Below are 19,278 nucleotides of genomic sequence, written 5' to 3'. Positions count from 1 at the left end.
GAATCTCAACCAAACTTTGTACTCAAAAAAACGTCTGTTTGCTAATAAGTAGATAGGCGTTTTTTATATCATTTAACTTAATATTGAGAGAAGCTTGAAACGACCAATTTTCGTTAATGCATATAATATCAACTATCCCTTGCTAGACTAATAATAAAAATTGCTATCTTTGGATATTGAAATGTATAATGGTAATAGTTGGATTGCTGGAAGGGATGAGCCATAAATATTTCACTGACACCGGAGTTGTAAAAATATATAAGCGGGAAAGTGGCGGATAACCCTGGCATAGGCCGCCGCCGTGATGGTCTAGAAAAGTTACGTAATGATTTAACAATTTCCTGAATGCGCTCTGTTCCCACTTTCATTGACTGGAAGAGTTTAGTTATATCTTGAATCAGAAAATCTAAGTCTACTTCTTTTATTTGCTCTTGGATTTCTGGAGGAGGATTTGAACAAACTTGTTGATAAATTTGCACCAATTTTAGTAAATCCTGAGTGTATTGATGGGCGTGGTGAAGATTCCCATAAATAAAACTCACTGGGTTATTAATTTCATGGGCAATACCAGCGACCATCTGACCGAAACTAGACATTTTTTCAGCTTGGATAAGCTGAGTTTGGGTAAGTTGTAGTTCCTTTAGTGTTTCTTGTAAAGCATTTGTACGTTCCTCAACCCGAATTTCTAGCTATTGATTCGCTTTCTTGAGTGCTTCCTCTGCCTGTTTACGTCTCTGAACTTCTTTTGCTAACTCATCGATTTTCTCGTTCAGGAGGATGAAATTACTGCTGGCTACAGTTCTATTTTCCAAGCGTAAGAGAATTAAAGCTGAAGATTCAGGAGAGCAAGGTTGAATAACGGCTCCTTGACTACGACATATTAACGTTTGTCCATCATTCTTTCGTAAAGTCAAGGAGCCAATAACCTATTGTCCTGCTACTTGAACAGGCTTGCAGGTACTTTACAACATCGTTAGCAGACTCAGTTACAAGTTCAAAGAGCATTCTTCCCCGCAGTTCCTGTCGGCGTAACCCCAACATATCTGCTACTGGTTTATTAGTAGCCAACAGCTGACCCTCTCCACTCACCAGGAGTAAAGGTTCTGGTAAAACTCTGGCAAATTCAAGAAATTGTTCAGGAGTCATGGGGTTTCCAATTTCAGGGTTTGACTCTACTTTACATATCTGCACTCAAGTTTGTATCTTGGGGTTGGTTTAGCGCTGAAGAGTTTACACAGATTCTAGTCCCCGAAAGTATTCTCGACCTTCTGCATCTTCTGCCTCTTCTGTAATTTTTAAGTTAGACAATAACTCTACATCCAGAAGCACCCTTTGCTATTGTCTCTTGCAATTCTACTTTCGCATACCCCAGGTTACTAGCTGCAATCATCCCAAAGACGTTTGAAGTCATCATGCGGCAGGGCGATTAAGTACTTTGTCACCAAATGGGCAGGTGCGGTTGCCAAAGACTATTTTTTCATCATTTTGCTCAATCACATAAAAATCGCCCTGGATTCGTTTTTTTAAATCAACCAAGATATCAGCTACCTGCTTACGGGAAAGATTGGAGACTTCCAGGCCAGATTTGTAATCTTGGTTGAGCTGTGTAACCATCCTTTCACCAACTACACTAATAAATCCTGAAGCTTCTTCTAAGCTAACTACGTCCTGCAAAGTGCCAGATAATTCTCTGATTAATGTACGTAAAAATACATCGCGTTCTAAAGAAAGATTAAGCGTAGCTATTGAGTGGTTAAGTGCATTGGTCATAGATTTTGAGGACACAATCTTGGAACTACAGTTCTAGAGTTCCCCAAAATGTCTCTAAAGTAACTACATAATATCTTTCTTCAGAAAATTTGATGCTTGCTTTTGTTCCTAATGAATTGTGATGGTGATCACAAATTCTCAACCTTGTCGTTGCGACAGTTTCCGATTTTGCAAAGTCTCTTCTAGCTTACATTCCATTATCGCACCACGCATAAATCAGCTTGCTTGCAATCAGGATAAAGGTTTTCTGTTTTCATAAATAAATTTTGTTGCTCTGAAACCGTAATTGATTAAGAATTATGAAGCACGAATTATTCGGTCACGATGAACTGCTAACAGATTGAACATTTATTTTTCATAATATTAATTTTAATAATTGATATATTTGCTACTTTAAGAAATTGGAATGGTAATTATAAACTCAGAACCTTCTCCTAACACAGATTTTACTTCTAGAGTTCCCCTATGTTTTTGGACAATTATTTGATAGGCGATTGATAATCCTAATCCTGTTCCTTTCCCCACAGGTTTTGTTGTGAATAAATGGTCAAACATTTTTTGCTGAATATCAGCCGATATTCCCACACCATTATCTTGAATCCGAATCAATGCGTGATTTGTATCTTCAATTAGGGCAGTATGAATTGTAATTTGATTGGGATTTGCCTTAATTTCATTAAAACTCAGTCCAGAGTTAGACTCCTCTAAAGCATCAATGGCATTTGCCAATAGATTCATAAATACCTGATTCAATTGTCCTGGGAAGCATTTTACTAGAGACAGTTCTCCGTAACCTTGAACTAATTCAATAGCAGGACGAATATTATTAGCTTTCAAACGGTGCTTGAGAATCAGGAGAGTGCTGTTAATACCTTCATGAAGGTTAAACATAACTTTTTGTTCTGTATCTGCCCTAGAGAAAGTTCGCAAGCTGTTGCTAATGTTGGCAATGCGATCTGTGCCTTCTTTCATTGATGAAATGAGTTTAGGTAAATCCTCGCGCATATACTCTAGGTCAATTACTTCGATTGTTTCTTGAATTTCCTCAGATGCTTTGGGATAGGTTTGCTGATAGAGGTCGATCAGATCTAACAAATTCTCAATATACTCTTGAGCCGGAGTCAGATTACCTGCTATAAACCCAACTGGGTTGTTAATTTCATGAGCTACATCTGCGACAAGACTTCCCAAACTAGACATCTTATTCTGCATTATCTGAAGATTAAGAAGCATCATTTCTAATTCATGACTTCTTTCTTCTAAATTGTTTTGATATTCCTTTAATTCATCAATTACTTTCCTGAGTAAATGTTCTTTTTTTTTATTTATATCTTCCAGCTTTATCCGGTCTGATTCAGAACGTTCCAATTGCTTTTGGAGAATTCTATTCGCTTTTTTTATTTCCTTAATTTCTTGTTGATAATCCACAATTTCCATTAGTTTTTACCGACTCCCCAAGATTAAGCTTACAAAAGTTTCATTATGAAATTGTATCTGGCTAATTCGATCTATAGGAGCAATCTCTCCATAAGAATAAAATCCACAGGCAGGGAAATAGTCAGTAAGACAAAGTTTTATATTCTGGTATTCTTCTTTTGCTCTTGTACCAAGTATTTGCCGACGAGCTACACATGAAAAAAACAAAATAGCACTTGGTTCTGCACCTGGATAGTTATCTAAGGCATTCATAAATGAGGTTTTAGAAGCTGCCAGAATATCTTCATAACCCGCTTCTGCAATTTGAATAACTGCTTGATCGGGAATATCTCCAAAAAAGGTAATGCTACCAGATTCCTGATTGTAAGCAATAGGTGCTCTGATATAAAAATTGTCTCCATTCTGATCAAACACTGCTAGTGGATATTCAATTGAAGGAGGAAGCAAACCTAAATAATGATGATAAAAATCTAAAGCTGGCTTACCATCTATTTCATAGACTATGTTCTTATCTACCTTAGTCACTTTGCTTATTTGACCGATGGGATGCCAACCACTTGCAACACCGTGGGAAAACAATATCGTGCCTGAAAAAAGCAGAATTGGTACGGAATCACTTAATACTTCTGTTTGAAAAAATTGATATGTATTTTGATATCTTGACTGGTCGGCTGCCAAACCACCAAATATCGGCACATGTTGCCCAAGAGCTAGCTTTAAGCCATTCAATATAGAGACACCACTAGTTGTAAGACTCTCTGGATGAGTTAAGCATAACCTTGGGACTGCGGTACTTTTTGCTTTAGCTTGCTCCACAGCTTGTTTAGTTACAGTAATTGGATCGCTTGAAACTTTGCGTCCAACTCCTGCATGAATTTCAACTTCGTCTGAGCAAAACAACATTAAGGTAATTGAGTCCTGCTGAAACTCTAAGACGGAAGAAATTTCTCCATCTGTTGTTCCACCAATCAACTCAATCCCCGGAAAAGCCTGATGAATTTGCTGCAAAATCAGGGAATGTTCAAAGTCAATTGCAGCAAAAATAATCCCAGCTTTTGGTATATCTCCTGCAAGAGAACTGGTACATTGCTGAAGAACTTCTTCAACTGCTGATAGAGAATCTGGATCGTTACTGTGACCTACTACTGCTTTGAACATAAATTTACCTATTATATTAATGAATCCAGGGTAAGCACATCTTGTCAAGAAGAAAGGCATAATCTCAATAAAGACCTAATTAATCGCATTAAACCCCACTTATTGATAAGAAATTAGGCGTAGGTGTAGCCCGTCGTAGACATGGCTATTAGCCTGTAGAAATCAACCTAACCAGAAATCCCTATTCTATCGTTAATACATTAAATGTATGTTTTGTCAATCCAATTTGAGATGCGCTTACCCTGATTGATGAATGTGGAACAGCTTATGATTCTTAAATGGAAAGCTTAATGATAAACTCTGAACCTTGTCCTAGTGCTGAATTTACCTCCAGAGTTCCTCCATGTTTTTCGACAACAATTTGATGGGCAATTGATAATCCTAATCCTGTGCCTTGACCCACAGCCTTGGTGGTGAATAAATAGTCAAAGATTTTTTGCTGGACATCAGCCGACATTCCCACCCCATTATCTTTAATCCGAATCAAGATATGATTTTTATCTTCAGTCAAAGTGGTTTGAATCAAAAGTTGATTGGGATTTGCTTCAATTTCAGTATAGGTGCGTCCTATATTAGACTCCTCTAAAGCATCAATAGCATTAGCTAACAAATTCATAAATACCTGATTTAGTTGTCCGATAAAGCATTCTAATTCTGGTAAATTATCGTAATCTCTAATTACTTGAATATCGGGTCGATGCTCGGATGCTTTTAAGCGGTGTTTAAGGATCATGATTGTGCTGTCAATGCCATCATGAATGTTGCAAGAAACTTTGCGATCGCTATCTGATCGAGAAAAGGTTCTCAGACTGGTACTAATGTTGCGAATGCGCTGAACACCCTCTTGCATTGAGGAAATTAAATTAGGTAGATCGGAAAGCATATACTTCAAATCTATCGCTACAATTTCCTCTTGAATTTCTGGAACCGGATTAGGATAGTGCTGCTGATAGAGATCAATGACCTTAATCATGTCTTTGAAATATACTGAAGCGTGTCCGAGATTTCCATGAATGAAACCAACTGGATTATTAATTTCATGAGCAACTCCTGCTACTAATTGACCAAGAGCAGACATTTTTTCTGTCTGTACAAGCTGAAGTTGAGACTCTTGTAGGTCTTTTAATGCCCTAGACAACGCTGCTGTCCTTTCTGCAACTCGTTTTTCTAAGGTTTTTGTGAGATTTCGTAATTGAAGATGGGTTTTAATTCTAGCTAATAATTCTTCTTCATTAAAGGGTTTAGTGATGTAATCAACTGCCCCGATACTTAGACCCTTTACCTTACTATCCGTATCAGAATTTGCCGTCATAAAGATTACGGGAATATCACAAGTAGCTAAATTATTTTTCAGTCTTTTACAGGTTTCAAATCCATCTATTCCCGGCATCATTACATCTAGCAAAATCAAATCAGGTAGTCTATATTCAGCCTGCTTAAGTGCCCTTTCTCCATCATTTTCTGTAATAACTTCAAAGCCGACATTAGTTAATACCTCAAATACAAATTCTAGATTTGTATTAGTATCATCCACTGCTAAAATCAAACTATCTTCTGGTACATAAAGCATTTTTATATCTGGCTTGTAATTCATGTATTTAAATTAATTTTACTCATTGTTACTTATTCACTATTGCCGTGCGATCGCAGCTAAGTTACCTCTATTTTATTGGCAGACTGACTGAGAAGTTTTTAGTCTGACAATCCTATAGTTCCCAAAAACTCTTACAACAGCAACATTCTCACACGTAATCGACCACGGAGGCGATCGCTACAGGATGGAAATTAACCACCAACCTTCACTTTCACTAGAATTTAATATCCTCTTTCAAGAAGGCGATCCCCCTAAAGTTAGTTATTATTACCCTTGTATTTTTATAAAAGGAACGCTATCTGATCGCAATATTGTTGATACCATAGGTTAATTTTTTCAGTTCGTCAACAGCATTTATCATGAACAGACACAGAGGTAGCTATTTTTATTAGAAAATATAATTCCATATAATTACGGTTCTTTTCTCATAAAAAATATTGAGCAATAGCTAGATAACTATTGAAATATTCATATACGTTTACATACTACTGATAGTGGTGTAAATATGATTTACACACACTTTAGAAAACGTTGTGTTATTGTGAATTTTTCAAAAAATTTGTTAAAGACTCAGATGATTTTCTGAGTACGATCCGTTAGCAACTGTATCAGCCACATGAATTAAAACAGCATAAAATAGCCAAGTTACCCAAATTTGTAGCTTGACACCATTAATCGAGTTATCCACCTGTTGACAAGCTTACCTTTTTCTTAAGTTGTCACCAATAGTCTAAGAGTGTGAATGCGTAATGAGGCAAGACTTGCGACAGAGCCGCAATTGAGGTGCATTTCCAGTCAGAGGCTGGAAACGAGGTTTTCCCTTGTCTCCTAAAGTGAGTTAAGCTACCTATGCTTTTGCGATCGCTTAGGTAAGAACTGTTAAACTTCAAAATACAAATGCTAATGCTTGTTGCTCATGCTCTTGACAAAATCCCTAGCTAATCGAATGAAACAGTCCTACTGCTTGCTTAAAAAGACTTGCTCTAATTCCCTCCTTTTTAAGGAGGGTTAGGGAGGATAAAGCTTTAACCCAAGCGTATTAAATCGGCTTGTTCTTCTGGTTTAGTATATTGAGCATTAAGAAAGAAAACTTTTTTTATGCTCAAACAATTATTTGACGCCGTAGACTATAGAACTGATCCATACTGGATAGTCAAGTCATACTTTAATGCAATGGAGGGTATCTCTTTCCCTGATGCATTAAATTATCTTCTTGAAGGTACTGGTTATGGTAGTGAATATGCAATCTGTGAATTTCCTAGCGAAGATGCTGATGATAGGTTTGATGGAGTTCGCTTTAGCTTTCTAGATAAAGATGAAATAATAGTTTCTCAGGAAATATTCAAAAAATATCTCAAAATAGCGGCTGAAAGGTACATTGAACTTAATCCAGAAAAGGCAGATGAGGTTCAAAATGTACTCGAACAATTATCTGAATAGTACTAGTAGACTGTGGCTGAAGTTTACCTAACTTTAACAAGGGGCTTAAGCCCCTTATTAAGACCCAAGTCTTGTTAATTGAGATGATATGTGGATTTACGCCGTGCTGTACTAGCAAGTTAAGTGATTAACCTAAAGCATAAAAAAAACAAAGTGTAACACACCATACATTTGCCTCCGCATCCCTGGTTTGCTAATCACAAACTAAATTCGGCTGCATTATCCTCATCCACATCTGCATCTTTACACATAGCAGTAGGTTTAAATTTAGAGCCATGAATTAATTCACCAAACGCAATTCCTGGATTTTGGTGAAGAATATTCAGCACACTCATAAAATCTCGCACAATTTCCCCTGGTGTAAGTAATGCTTCTGCACCCAAGCGATTAATAATTTCTTGCACAAACTCCTTCAACTCACGATTTGTCAAAGTCTGTTCATAGCCAAAATTGAGTGTATGAATCTCAGCTAAACGTTGCAGAAGCGTCAAGATTTCTGCTTCACTCAACGGATTTAACCGAATCACTGGCCCTAAATGTTCCTGAACATTAGCTTGTGTAACAAAACGACTTTCTTTTGTGCGTCTTTGCCAAGCTTGGTCTGCAAAAAGTCCCCGTTTGGGGTCTTCTAAAAATTTAGTTGTTCCACCAACAACAATGCCAAGATGTTCTGCTTTGCACTGCATGGTGTCGTTAAACATTGCGAGGAGTCGATTATAATTTTTTTCCCGCGTGACTGTAGTAGATATTTGATATAAATGTACGGCTTCATCAACTAAAATTAACAGTCCTTTATAGCCAATTCCAGCTACAAATTTAGCAAACAATTTTATATAGTCATACCAACTATCATCATCAATAATTACCCGCACTCCTAAAGCTGCTTTCGCCTCAATTTTAGTAGTAAATTCTCCACGTAACCAGCGCATCGCCGCATTTTTTAAATTATCATCATCCAATCGGTAGCCACGCCAATAAGCGATAATCACGCTACCAAAATCAAAACCGTGAACTAAGTCTTCAATATACTGAACTACTTCCCTAATTTTAGATTCAACTTGGTCATCAAAACCATCGTCATTCGGACGCATTTCAGTTTCTTTAACCACTTCTTGTTGAATTTTATTAATCCATCCTTCTAAAATAGAGACTAAAGCACCACCATCAGGACGAGTTTTTGTAGCTAGGTGGCTCATTAATTCTCGATAGGTAGCTACACCTTCATTGTTGCTTCCAGCTAATCGGCGTTCAGGGGATAAATCAGCATCAGCTACTACAAAACCTTGCTCCATAGCCCGGTTGCGGATTAGTTGCAGTAAAAAACTTTTCCCAGAACCGTAGTTACCAATTATGAAGCGAAATGCTGCTACACCTTCTGCAATATCATCGAGATTTTGTAATAGGCTTTTGAGTTCTTTTTCTCGACCTACTGCTATATATTCAACTCCCACTCTTGGTACTACTCCCGCACCAAGGGAATTGATTAAAGCAGTGGAGATTTTTTTCGAGATTTTCAGCTTTGCCATGTATTACATTTCACTTTATTCTCAACGCAGAAGCACGCAGTAGGTAGGTAAGGTACATATTCACTTTACTACTAATCTGAGGACGGCAATAATAATTTAATTTGACGAAGTATGTCTAGCCATGAGATAGTCATACATTGCAATCATTTTTTTGACATACGTCAGATGCTCAGGGTAAACTTCTGGACTTTCCGAATCTGTATTAATTATTAATTCACCAATAGTATCATTTGCCCGTTCATTTATAGAATCGATTAATAGATTCGGCATAGTAATGTTTGCTTCGGCAATTTTTTTAATAGCAGCATTGGGATTATCTTGTTCGAGTATAGCTTTTAATACTTGTAACTCATATCCTGGGAGAATTTCTAGAAAATTAGTCCATTCTTCGGGTATATTCTCCGATGTGTCAACTTCCGAAGTGTCTATGATTGCTGAAGATTCAATTATTTCAGAAAAAGGAAGCAATTCGATATCATCTTCTTGGGAATTATTAGACAAAGGTTCTGGATTGAATGTTTCTATTTGTTGAAGTAATTCCCATACTTGATTTTGCAATGAGTCTCGTTCTTCTTGCAATAATGAAACTTGCCCTTGCAACTGCTGTAATTCAGCTTTTTGTTCTACCAGTTGGGTTTGTGAATGATTCAGGATAGCTTGGATGTTTTCTCTTTCGGTTTTTGTCGCTATAAGTAATTGATTTTTTTGGTTTGTCTCAACTTCTAGCTCTTGAATTGCAATTCGCAGTTCGTGTAGTTTTTCTTCTAATTGGGGTTTGAGTCTGCCTAAAAGAGTTAAATTGCTTTCTATTTCTTGTTTCTCCTGCTGGAGCTCGGAAATTTGATTTTGCAGTTGGGTGATTTCAGTGCGAGATACATTACAATTCGACTCTAGACGGCGCTTCTCTGCTGTGAGTACAGAGAAAGTATTGTTTAATTCTACTTGATTTTTCTGCAAGTTATTAATTTCAGTTTGCAGACTAATAATTTCGGTTTCTAACTGCTTTTTCTGTCCGGCAAATGTTCTTAATTCTCGATGTAGATTATCCCTTTGGTTACGGCTTTCTGTTACTTGATTTTGCAGCTGTTGTGACTCAGCATATAATAAATTATGATGTTCTTCAATTTGATTTATTTCTCTGACAACACGAGCCTTCAATCCCTCCATATCTTTAATTCGCTTGCGGAGAGAACCTAAAACAAACATTTCATAATTTCTGCGTCGTCTATCTATGAATAATGCTGCTGCATAGATAGTAACGGCAGTAATTACACCTGTGAGAAAGGCTTTATTAAAATCCCAGTTTGGCACAAGGCTAAGTCCAAAACTCACACTAAAGGCAACTATCCCTAGTATCAATCGATTGCTGATCATTACTGATTGCATATTGCTGGTTTTTAGCGTAATTAAATTATCAGAATAAGTAGCTCTCATCATAATTCGTAATTCGTAATTCGTAATTCGTAATTAAAAAACACATATAGGACTCCTACTTGATTTTTGAACAAAATTAGGTATTGTAGGGTGTGTTAGAACGAAGTTCGTAACGCACCATTATCAAGGGTTTGGTGCGTTACGCTGTCGCTAACACACCCTACATATCTTTTCATAAATCAAACCGGATTCCTATAGAAAAATACTTAACGCTAGGTGTTGGATGTATTGTTATTTGTACCAAAAATTGTTAAATCTGCTTTTAAGAAATCAACAAACTGGCGTGCTGTGCGTCCAGAACGACCATTGTGACGAGTTGCCCATTGTAATGCTTGAAATTCCAAATCTTCTTGGGTAATGTTAATTTCAGCTTGTGCGGCTAGATGCTGTACAATCATCAAATAAGTTTTCTGATTGGCTGGTTCAAAGGTCAAGGTTAAACCAAAGCGATCGCTAAACGAAAGCTTCTCCTGCATCGTATCCCAAGCATGGATTTCCTCGTTATCCTTGGGGGTAGGTCTATCCACAAAAAACTCCCGAATCAAGTGACGGCGATTGGAAGTAGCATACACAACTACATTTTGGGGACGCGCGGTTAAATTACCTTCTAAAACTACTTTGAGGGCTTTAAAAGCATCATCATCTTCTTCAAAAGAAAGATCATCGACAAAGATGATAAATTTTTGTGACACTCCCCGTAAATGTTCCACAATTTCTGGTAAGTCTTTTAAGTCAGATTTTGCAACTTCTAACAAGCGGAGGCTGCGATTGCTATATTCATTCAACAAAGATTTCACTAAAGAAGATTTGCCAGAACCGCGACTACCGTAAAGTAATACATGGAGTGGCATCTCTCCTGATAATAAAAACTCTGTATTTTTGAGCAAAGCATCTCTTTGAGACTCGTAACCGACAAGCGCACTTAGCTTAATCGGGTCAGAATACCGAATACCAATAAACTGTCCAGCTTGCCAGCGTAAAGCGCGATATTCTGCAAATAAACCAGAGCCATATTGCCGATAATAAGCTGCTAACTCTTCTACAGCATCACCCCAATTATCTAACTCTTGTAGATATGTAGCGAACTTTGTCTCTACTCCTACCAATTCTTGCTCTTTATACCATACTACTGGTGAAATCGGCATATTAGCTATGCCTTGTATCCATTCGCTCAAAGAAGCGCTGCTACATTCATGGAGACTTTGCAATATTTGTAAATCATGCTGAACTGCTGTTACTAAAGCTGGAGGTAAATCCTCAAATTCTCGCACTTGGGCCAGCTTTGTAAATGGATTCTCAGAGAAGAGAATTTGAGTAATTAAATAGTCTTCCCAGTTTTGATTTCTAGTAGCCAAAGCGTGGAAGTAACTGCCGTAGGCTTGGAGGCAACCCCGTGCATCGGCGTCAGTGTAACGTATAGCTTGCAACAGTTCCAGAAATGCCATCCCCACTTCGCCTTGCAGAACAGATTGGTAGAGTAAAAGTGAGGCTGCTTGGCGCTGGAGATAGTAAACCTTTGTATATGAGGAAGTACTTGCCATTGGTATCGCTTAATTATCCATCAATTAACTGTGTGGTATAGCTAAATAGCTATGGTAAATTGTCTGCTGACGCGGCATTAAAGTCAAAATCTAGATGGGTTTTAACAATGAATTTAGGTATAGTTGCTGCTTTTGCCTACGGCATATTAGCGATCGCTGGTGGCATTATTGGCTACATTCAAGCTAGAAGTAGGGTTTCACTCTTAAGTGGTAGCATTAGCGGTTTATTACTAATACTTGCGGCTTATTTTCAACTTCAAGGACAAACCTGGGGTTCGATTTTAGCAGTGTTAGTTACTGGTGTTTTAGTTGTAGTCTTTGCATTTCGACTGGCTAAAACACGCAAGTTTATGCCTGCGGGATTAATGACGATTTTGGGTGTGCTGGCATTGGTGGTGATGGTAAATCAAATGGTGGCTTTAAGGTAGCATCAGTCTCCAAGCAATAACCACCCTCCTATTTTTTGTCACCTATTAAGACGTTCTTCTAGAGTGAGGGAGGTGATGATTTGCAGCAGTGATAAGCTAATCGGCATTTAAGCTGGATAATATAAATGCAGAACCTCAAATTTTTACTAGTTCTTTGACTGTTGATAGTTCTTCAAAATATTTATTAAAGCTTAATTTAAAATATTTTTTTGAATAGCATTTTATATTTTCCAGATAACGTGCTTTCATACTTGCTAGATAAAGTTTTTCAAACGGCGCAGCACCTAACACATCACCAGATTTTTCATAGCTTACGTCTTGAACATAGGCTATACGTTTATTATGTTGAGTGTAAACATATGAATAGTCTGAATAAATATCTTTGTTGTGAAATATTGCATGAGCTTCTACATAATGAAGTGCTGCATAAAAACACATAATAACAGCCCAATCATAACATTCTGATTGGGCTGCAATTTTTGCGGCTTCTTCGTTTAGTTCAGCCTGTTTAAAATGAACACTAGAAGACTTTGGCATATTTTACAGTAGATGCTTGACACTTTCAAAATTCAAGTGCTGGATTACTAAAATCTTCTACTATTTTTGTGAAAAAATACCATTTTTCTCCAGTAATATCTCTTAAATCAGAACAAGTTTTCAAAACTAAATTTTGGGCAATAGTCCAAATTTCATCTAAATTATTAGATTCAATTTGAATATGAAATTGAATATCATCTTCATCAAAATTTTCGTGTTCAGATAAAGAAAATAATTTAATTTTAAAAGTAACTGAATGTACATCTTGAAATATCGGCTTAACAATTTCTATACCCTCTAGCTCAGATAATTTTCGTACTAATTCTTCAATTTTGGAGAGTCCAAAAAAATTTGGTTGTGTCTGAAGATAAGGAAATTGTGCTAATTCTTGTGTAGTCTGTATGTAATGAATAGGAGTAAATAGCTCTACTTTTTGTGGAGTTAAGGCGATAGGATATGGTTGAGGTATTCCTACTGAATTTTTAATTTGGGTCATTTTTGGTACTTCCTCATAATCCACAAGTCGTTACCAGAACACACATAAGCTAGACTTATCTGTGCGGAGATTTGTTTGCTTAACTATCTTGTGTGTAGATTTAATTTAAGCTATTTTTTACATAAAATGTGTTTTTTATGATTAAATATTTCTGAATATAGCTTAAAAATATTTAACAATGGCTGTATTGCTTATACGTTAGGGGTTTGACGTGTTTATATTTTATGATAGAAAAGGTTTTATCGCGGTCATTGTCTAAGCCATCACTGAAAATTAGCTGTATCTCTGACTGTGTTAAAACTTTGGCGCGTCCATGCCGATTTCTTTTCATTATCAGACTGTAGACCCTGTGATCCACAACTTACAATCTTTTGACCTCGGATTAGTGAGAATTGTTTGGCAGAATCACAAGCAGTTGAAAATAACCCCAAAACCTTTATCTTTGGTTCTATCAGTAAAAACATACTTCTCACCCAGTATTTATATTACATCTAAAAATTCGTAGTGTGGGTTAGAGCTATAAGAATTGTCACGGCGATTAATAATGCATTCCGACGCATTGACATTGCAGGGTATTGCCAAATTTAATTCGCTACGAATTAATGAAATAGTTTAGTTAGCGCAAAATCTGGTCAATCATCCGGTTCGCTTGGGAAGCATAACCACCGCCAAATAAATTGAAGTGATTCAAAATGTGATATAGGTTATAAAGTGTTTTTCTCTGCTCATAGCCTGGATCTAAAGGAAAGACTTCGTTATAACCTTTGTAAAATGCTGCGGGAAACCCACCAAACAATTCTGTCATGGCAATATCAACTTCGCGATCGCCAAAATAAGTTGCTGGATCAAAAATCACGGGTTCTCCTGAGCCTGTACACCCAGCATTCCCGCCCCATAAGTCGCCATGTACTAAAGAAGGTTGCACCTGATGATTCGCCAATAGTTCAGCGATAGCTGCGAGTAATTTTTCTTGCTGAGGTAAATTTCCTCCCCGTCGCCTTGCCAACTGAAATTGATAACCCAGGCGATGTTTAATATAAAATTCTGCCCAGTCTGCTGTCCAAGTATTGATTTGCGGCGTTGAACCAATAGTATTGTTAATTTTCCAACCAAAACCTTCGCTACTGCTGGCTTTATGCATCGCTGCTAACTTGCGCCCCATCTCTTCCCACGAATTACTGTTACCGCTACCAAGTTCTAACCATTCCAACCCGATGTAGCTAGAATTCTCAGCTACACCCCAGCAAATAGGTTTTGGGACGCGAATACTAGCTGTTGCTAGCATTTCCTTTAAACCCAATCCCTCAGCCTCAAACATCGCAAGTTGGGATGCTTGATTAAGCTTGACAAAGTAGGTTATCTCACTATTGGAAACAGCATAACCTTGGTTGATGCACCCGCCACCAACCGATCGCCGTTGCTGACTCTGAAATTTTTCGCCAGTTACCTGGCTAATATGAGCATCGATTTGAGTCCACATCATGCAATTTTGAATTTTAGATTTTGGATTTTGGATTAGTAACTGGACATTGGGTATTAGTTATTAATTATTCTCGTTTTCCCCAATGCCCAATGCCCCATGCCCCATTTTCTAATTTAGGGCTTAACGACAACTACACCATAAGCATCTGGGGAAAGATACTCTTTGGCAGCTTGCATCAAGTCAGTTGCATCTTGGCTCTGAATGATAGTTGGGTAGTTAAAGGCGGGTTCTAAATCTCCCACCAAACACTGATAGTAACCATACAACCCAGCGCGATTGCTTGGTGTTTCATTACCAAAAACAAATCTGTTAGCTACTCGCCGCCCCACACGGGCAATTTCTGATTCTGTGACTAACTCGGTTTGTACTTGGCGAATGTGTTGAGCGATCGCATCCTCTACTTGTGCTAAATTTTCTACTGCACATTTAGCTGAAATATAAAATGTCCCTTGTAGCTGATTGCTCATATTGCTCACAGAAATTGAAGAAACCAATCCCCGTTCTTCTCGTAAATCCCTCACCAGTCTTGATGTCCGTCCATGTCCCAAAATTCCTGCTAAAACATCTAGTCCATAGGTGCGTTCTAAGTTAGTCATTCCTGGAACCCGCCAAACCATCACTAGCCTTGCTTGCTGGAGACTTTCATCTATAAATTCTCGACGGACAATTTCTGTAAATGCTGACTCAGGATTTAATGGTGAGCGGGGATTTGCTAGAGACGCGATTAATCGCGTCTGTGCTTGGGAGTCGGGAGTTTTAGTGGCTTTTGTAAATCCTTCGGCAATGGTTGCAATTAATTCTTCTACAGGCAAATTGCCCACAGCTACAGCAGTAATTGACTGAGGTTGATACCAACTAGCATGAAAATCCCGCATCTGCTGGGGTTTAAGTTCGGCAATCACCGATTCTGGCCCCAATACCGCACGGCGATAAGGTAACTCATCAAAAGCTGTCTCCATTGCCCGTCGAAATGTCCGGCGCTGGGGATTATCCTCTGAACGCCTAATTTCTTCTAAAACTACTAATCGCTCACGTTCAAAAGCATCATCAGGAATACTAGCATTAGATACTACATCTATTTGTAGTGGAGCAAGCTCGGCAAAATCTTTGGGTGCAGTGGTTATATAGTAATGAGTATAGTCTTGGCTAGTAGCGGCATTGGTAATAGCACCACGCTCTTCAATTCGACGTTCAAATTCGCCGCTAGCTAGTTGTTCTGTTCCCTTAAAAATCATATGCTCTAGAAAGTGAGCCATGCCGTTAAGGGCATCAGATTCTACTGCTGAACCAACTTTAATCCATACATTCAGGTTTACAGCTTCAACTGGCATCTGTTCGGCGATGATTGTCAAACCATTGGGCAACTGATGCAGGGTTGGGGTATTAAGACGAGGAAATTTCCGCAAGGTTGAGGTCATTGGTACTTGTATGAGGAGCTATGTTACTCCTTTATCTTATCCGTGACCGAAAATCATAGAGGCCAAGCCCCTGTTTTCAAGTAGCGATCGCTAGTTTACCCACTGCATCAAAGTTGCTTGAAGAGTGTACCAATATACTGTAGATGCACATATAGGACTCATATCTGATTTTTGAACAAGATTTCGGATAAAACCCTGATCAAACGGGATTTTCAGTCTCAGTATGTTTTCAGAAATCAAATCGGATTCCTATAGATGTTATGCGTGTCAACTTAGTACAGTTTCGCATCAAAGCGTAGCGTTTTGAATGTAGAGAAATGCATTGGCAGTGTAAGCTGATGCATTGGCAATGTAAGCTGACGCATTGGCATTGCAGGGTATTGCCAAATTTTATTTGCTACGAATTAATGTAATACTGTAGTTAGATCCAGGGCAAGGGACTTCCAACTAAATAAAATATCCGATCGCTGTGTAGGCAGGGGAGCAGGGCGCAGAGGGAGAAAGAAAAATATTATCTGAGTAAATTGGATAATTTATTTTCTGGAAGTCCCTTACCCTCTCATCCGGCGATTATTGACACAGTGATTCTGCCTGTGCAATGTGTATTAGCGATCGCTCTCCTGCTTTCCTGAAGAATAGTCATACTTCCTAAAACTCTCAGGTTGGCTGTAAAACTATCTTTCTGCGCCCCGAAATGTAGATATAATAAGCAGATCGATATAGACACACATGGCAGACCATCACCAACTCTCCAACTTCATTTGGCAATTGCTGACTTATTACGGGGGCCTTACCGCCCACCGCAGTACGAGCGTGTAATGTTACCAATGACGGTGCTGCGTCGCTTTGATTGTGTACTTGCGCTAACTAAACCGCAGGTACTAAAGGAATATTACAAGAGGAAAGATACATTTAAGGATGATGCCCTAGATGCAATGCTGAATAAGGTAGCAGGGCAACGTTTTCATAATCGATCGCAACTTGATTTTGAGCAGTTGAAGGGTGATCCCAACAATATAGATCAACATCTCATTAGCTACATTAAAGGCTTCTCAAAAAACGTTTACGAAATTTTCGAGCGATTTGAATTTACTGCTGAAATTGAGAAGATGCGTGAAGCAAATATTCTCTACCTTGTTGTTTCTAAATTTTGTGATGTTAACCTGCATCCTGATAATACTGTATCCACATTATTTAATGGGTGGAAAAGTATTCCCCTCAAGTTCTTGTTTACTCATCGAGTAATTGGTGCTTGGGGAGAAGATCCAAAAAATGGTGAGGGAGTAATATGTATTCGTGCAGCTGACTTCCTTACAGACAAGATTAGCCACAGAATTACAAACTTAACTAGACGCGAATATGATCCACGGGAAATAGTTACACGACAACTAAAACCCGGAGACTTAATTATTGAAAAGTCGGGGGGTGGGGATAATCAACCAGTTGGTCGTGTTGTCTCATTTAATTTAAACGAACCTGCTCTTTGCTCTAACTTTCTTGAGCTTATTCGTCCCAATCCAAAAGTTATTTCTTCAAGATTTGGAGCGTATCTTCTCTATTCACTCTGGTCAAATCGTGTAGTTTTTGCATTTATTAAGCAGACAACTGGGATTCAAAATCTTGATGCAGAAGAGTATTTTTCGCAGGAAGTTAGCATCCCTCCTCTTTCTACACAAATTGCGATCGCAAATTACCTTGATCGTGAAACCGCCACAATAGAGACACTCATCTCAGCTAGAGAGCGTCTGCTTGATTTACTGGCAGAAAAGCGCCGTGCTCTAATTACTCATGCTGTAACTCATGGGCTAAATCCTGATGTTTCCTTACAAAATTTGAGTTTTGAGTTTTTCAACTATATACCTGAGCATTGGGAAGTGATCAATCTCAAGTTTTTAGGCGAAGTGAGAACAGGAGTAACCAAGGGGCGTAATTTTGGTAATCGTGAAACAGTTCTTGTACCATATTTTCGTGTTGCAAATGTTCAAGATGGATATCTAGATTTATCAGACATAGCTAAAATTGAAGTTTTACCAGAAGAAATATCCTCATTCAAACTCCAAAAAGGTGATGTTTTAATGAATGAAGGTGGTGATGCTGACAAGCTAGGGCGTGGTGCTGTTTGGGACGGTTCTATTGATCCTTGTTTACATCAAAATCATGTTTTTGCAGTGCGATGCCATAATATTGAACCTGACTGGTTAACTACTGTAATCGGCTCACACTATGCAAAAGCATACTTTGAATCTCGTTCAAAACAAACTACTAATCTGGCTTCAATTTCAACAACAAATATTAAGGAACTACCAATTGTAGTACCACCTCCAGAAGAACGAAAAGCTATTATTGAATACCTTAAAGAAGCAACTTCAAAGTTAGATCAATTACTTTCTGTAGCTACAAGTACAATTGAACTCTTACATGAGCGTCACACCGCACTGATTACAGCAGCAGTTACAGGGCAAATAAGTGTAACAATGTAGACATGAGACTTAAACAACTTGCACTTACTCAGTTTCGTGGCTTTGAGCAGGTAACTTTTGATTTCCATCCCGGTATGAATTTACTGGTTGGGATAAACGGCGTTGGCAAATCCACTGTGCTTGATGCACTCCGGATTCTGCTATCGCAGGTATTACCCAAGTTCACTGCTTCTAAAAGTAAGCCAATAGCTTTTAACACCAGTGATATCAAAATTAATCGTAGTACTTTCACGCTGAACTCCAGTTTGATGCAGTGGACATTTCTTTTGAATACTTAGTACATCAACCACGTGAAGAATATGGCGAACAAACAACACAAAAAGATGAAGAGGAGCAATTACCCCATTACCTAGACCGACGTAAAAGAATTAAGCAACGAAGGCTACAGCAACAGGCATACAACTCAGCAGAACGTTACGACTTAACTCCTAATGAGAAGAGCATATCGTGCGATTCGTTGATTAGTGAATCACGGTAATCAGTCCGTAAATAACTAATCCAGCCCGTCAGCAGATTACTGACATTAAAGGCTGAAC

At 38.2% G+C, this 19,278-nt stretch carries 18 protein-coding genes and 1 pseudogene; 5 read left to right on the top strand and 14 right to left on the bottom strand.

All coding sequences use genetic code 11. The features are described 5' to 3' along the window. Window positions 1-128 precede the first annotated feature (128 nt). The 7 genes and pseudogenes from V7K36_RS17145 to V7K36_RS17115 form a co-directional block, all read right to left on the bottom strand. Window positions 129-596, bottom strand: a complete 468-nt coding sequence (locus V7K36_RS17145; RefSeq protein WP_335117659.1) for a histidine kinase dimerization/phospho-acceptor domain-containing protein — start codon at window positions 594-596, stop codon at window positions 129-131. A gap of 93 nt (window positions 597-689) precedes the next feature. Beyond that, the gene (locus V7K36_RS17140; protein ID WP_335117657.1) at window positions 690-914 is read right to left on the bottom strand and encodes a hypothetical protein; all 225 of its coding nucleotides are present in this window, start codon (window positions 912-914) and stop codon (window positions 690-692) included. Beyond that, entirely contained in the window at window positions 895-1,146 is a 252-nt protein-coding gene (locus tag V7K36_RS17135; protein ID WP_335117656.1) for a PAS domain-containing protein, read from the bottom strand. Before V7K36_RS17135 ends, V7K36_RS17140 begins: the two co-directional genes overlap by 20 nt. An 84-nt stretch (window positions 1,147-1,230) precedes the next feature. After that, window positions 1,231-1,770: pseudogene (locus V7K36_RS17130) on the bottom strand (methanogen output domain 1-containing protein). Window positions 1,771-2,163: 393 nt separating this feature from the next. Continuing rightward, entirely contained in the window at window positions 2,164-3,207 is a 1,044-nt protein-coding gene (locus tag V7K36_RS17125) for a sensor histidine kinase (protein ID WP_335117654.1), read from the bottom strand. Between the two features lie 6 nt (window positions 3,208-3,213). Beyond that, window positions 3,214-4,365 carry an FIST signal transduction protein gene (locus tag V7K36_RS17120; protein ID WP_335117682.1) on the bottom strand — a complete coding sequence of 384 codons (1,152 nt, stop codon included), beginning with the start codon at window positions 4,363-4,365 and terminating at the stop codon, window positions 3,214-3,216. Window positions 4,366-4,639: 274 nt separating this feature from the next. Then, entirely contained in the window at window positions 4,640-5,959 is a 1,320-nt protein-coding gene (locus tag V7K36_RS17115; protein WP_442948474.1) for a hybrid sensor histidine kinase/response regulator, read from the bottom strand. A gap of 1,098 nt (window positions 5,960-7,057) precedes the next feature. On the opposite strand from V7K36_RS17115, the gene cdiI reads away from it, so the two are divergent. Beyond that, window positions 7,058-7,399 (top strand): ribonuclease toxin immunity protein CdiI, encoded by a 342-nt coding sequence (cdiI, locus tag V7K36_RS17110; protein ID WP_335117653.1) that lies wholly within the window; start codon window positions 7,058-7,060, stop codon window positions 7,397-7,399. Window positions 7,400-7,596: 197 nt separating this feature from the next. Here cdiI and V7K36_RS17105 read toward each other — a convergent pair whose 3' ends face one another. The 3 genes from V7K36_RS17105 to V7K36_RS17095 all read right to left on the bottom strand — a co-directional run bounded on the left by V7K36_RS17105 (window position 7,597) and on the right by V7K36_RS17095 (window position 11,900). Continuing rightward, window positions 7,597-8,925 (bottom strand): ATP-binding protein, encoded by a 1,329-nt coding sequence (locus V7K36_RS17105; RefSeq protein ID WP_335117652.1) that lies wholly within the window; start codon window positions 8,923-8,925, stop codon window positions 7,597-7,599. A gap of 96 nt (window positions 8,926-9,021) precedes the next feature. Continuing rightward, window positions 9,022-10,311, bottom strand: a complete 1,290-nt coding sequence (locus tag V7K36_RS17100; protein WP_335117651.1) for a tellurite resistance TerB C-terminal domain-containing protein — start codon at window positions 10,309-10,311, stop codon at window positions 9,022-9,024. 260 nt (window positions 10,312-10,571) lie between these two features. Continuing rightward, a complete protein-coding gene (locus V7K36_RS17095) occupies window positions 10,572-11,900 on the bottom strand; it encodes an ATP-binding protein (protein ID WP_335117649.1) in 1,329 nt (442 codons plus the stop codon). A gap of 107 nt (window positions 11,901-12,007) precedes the next feature. Between V7K36_RS17095 and V7K36_RS17090 the strand changes: the two genes are divergently transcribed. After that, window positions 12,008-12,328: a TMEM14 family protein gene (locus tag V7K36_RS17090; RefSeq protein ID WP_335117648.1), complete on the top strand. Its 321-nt coding sequence runs from the start codon at window positions 12,008-12,010 to the stop codon at window positions 12,326-12,328. A gap of 135 nt (window positions 12,329-12,463) precedes the next feature. Here the strand turns inward: V7K36_RS17090 and V7K36_RS17085 are convergent, their stop codons facing one another. The 4 genes from V7K36_RS17085 to V7K36_RS17065 form a co-directional block, all read right to left on the bottom strand. Next, on the bottom strand, window positions 12,464-12,865 hold the full coding sequence (locus V7K36_RS17085; protein WP_335117646.1) for a hypothetical protein: 402 nt from the start codon (window positions 12,863-12,865) through the stop codon (window positions 12,464-12,466). Between the two features lie 25 nt (window positions 12,866-12,890). Then, window positions 12,891-13,361: a hypothetical protein gene (locus V7K36_RS17080; protein ID WP_335117645.1), complete on the bottom strand. Its 471-nt coding sequence runs from the start codon at window positions 13,359-13,361 to the stop codon at window positions 12,891-12,893. 616 nt (window positions 13,362-13,977) lie between these two features. After that, a complete protein-coding gene (locus V7K36_RS17070) occupies window positions 13,978-14,841 on the bottom strand; it encodes a fructosamine kinase family protein (protein ID WP_335117679.1) in 864 nt (287 codons plus the stop codon). Between the two features lie 116 nt (window positions 14,842-14,957). Further along, a complete protein-coding gene (locus V7K36_RS17065; RefSeq protein ID WP_335117644.1) occupies window positions 14,958-16,262 on the bottom strand; it encodes a M16 family metallopeptidase in 1,305 nt (434 codons plus the stop codon). A 662-nt stretch (window positions 16,263-16,924) separates the two neighbouring features. Here V7K36_RS17065 and V7K36_RS17060 point away from each other — a divergent pair. From V7K36_RS17060 to V7K36_RS17050, 3 genes are read left to right on the top strand one after another with little or no spacing between them, the layout of a single operon-like run. Then, complete coding sequence (locus V7K36_RS17060; RefSeq protein ID WP_335117642.1) at window positions 16,925-18,742, top strand: type I restriction-modification system subunit M N-terminal domain-containing protein; 1,818 nt, start codon at window positions 16,925-16,927, stop codon at window positions 18,740-18,742. A 2-nt stretch (window positions 18,743-18,744) separates the two neighbouring features. Beyond that, window positions 18,745-19,020 (top strand): AAA family ATPase, encoded by a 276-nt coding sequence (locus V7K36_RS17055; protein ID WP_335117641.1) that lies wholly within the window; start codon window positions 18,745-18,747, stop codon window positions 19,018-19,020. Then, complete coding sequence (locus V7K36_RS17050) at window positions 18,996-19,220, top strand: hypothetical protein (RefSeq protein WP_335117639.1); 225 nt, start codon at window positions 18,996-18,998, stop codon at window positions 19,218-19,220. Before V7K36_RS17055 ends, V7K36_RS17050 begins: the two co-directional genes overlap by 25 nt. Window positions 19,221-19,278: the final 58 nt, after the last annotated feature.

Origin of the sequence: Nostoc sp. (assembly GCF_036919555.1) — a bacterium.
Lineage (GTDB): Bacteria > Cyanobacteriota > Cyanobacteriia > Cyanobacteriales > Nostocaceae > Nostoc.
This window is presented reverse-complemented; position numbering and strand designations above follow the sequence as displayed.

Excerpts from the sequence above, each read along its gene's own strand:
- cdiI (WP_335117653.1), top strand. The coding sequence starts at position 7,058 with ATGCTCAAACAATTATTTGACGCCGTAGACTATAGAACTGATCCATAC.
- V7K36_RS17055 (WP_335117641.1), top strand. The coding sequence starts at position 18,745 with ATGAGACTTAAACAACTTGCACTTACTCAGTTTCGTGGCTTTGAGCAG.
- V7K36_RS17065 (WP_335117644.1), bottom strand. The coding sequence starts at position 16,262 with ATGACCTCAACCTTGCGGAAATTTCCTCGTCTTAATACCCCAACCCTG.
- V7K36_RS17120 (WP_335117682.1), bottom strand. The coding sequence starts at position 4,365 with ATGTTCAAAGCAGTAGTAGGTCACAGTAACGATCCAGATTCTCTATCA.
- V7K36_RS17135 (WP_335117656.1), bottom strand. The coding sequence starts at position 1,146 with ATGACTCCTGAACAATTTCTTGAATTTGCCAGAGTTTTACCAGAACCT.
- V7K36_RS17105 (WP_335117652.1), bottom strand. The coding sequence starts at position 8,925 with ATGGCAAAGCTGAAAATCTCGAAAAAAATCTCCACTGCTTTAATCAAT.
- V7K36_RS17080 (WP_335117645.1), bottom strand. The coding sequence starts at position 13,361 with ATGACCCAAATTAAAAATTCAGTAGGAATACCTCAACCATATCCTATC.
- V7K36_RS17100 (WP_335117651.1), bottom strand. The coding sequence starts at position 10,311 with ATGCAATCAGTAATGATCAGCAATCGATTGATACTAGGGATAGTTGCC.
- V7K36_RS17095 (WP_335117649.1), bottom strand. The coding sequence starts at position 11,900 with ATGGCAAGTACTTCCTCATATACAAAGGTTTACTATCTCCAGCGCCAA.
- V7K36_RS17125 (WP_335117654.1), bottom strand. The coding sequence starts at position 3,207 with ATGGAAATTGTGGATTATCAACAAGAAATTAAGGAAATAAAAAAAGCG.
- V7K36_RS17090 (WP_335117648.1), top strand. The coding sequence starts at position 12,008 with ATGAATTTAGGTATAGTTGCTGCTTTTGCCTACGGCATATTAGCGATC.
- V7K36_RS17115 (WP_442948474.1), bottom strand. The coding sequence starts at position 5,959 with ATGAATTACAAGCCAGATATAAAAATGCTTTATGTACCAGAAGATAGT.
- V7K36_RS17085 (WP_335117646.1), bottom strand. The coding sequence starts at position 12,865 with ATGCCAAAGTCTTCTAGTGTTCATTTTAAACAGGCTGAACTAAACGAA.
- V7K36_RS17145 (WP_335117659.1), bottom strand. The coding sequence starts at position 596 with ATGTCTAGTTTCGGTCAGATGGTCGCTGGTATTGCCCATGAAATTAAT.
- V7K36_RS17070 (WP_335117679.1), bottom strand. The coding sequence starts at position 14,841 with ATGTGGACTCAAATCGATGCTCATATTAGCCAGGTAACTGGCGAAAAA.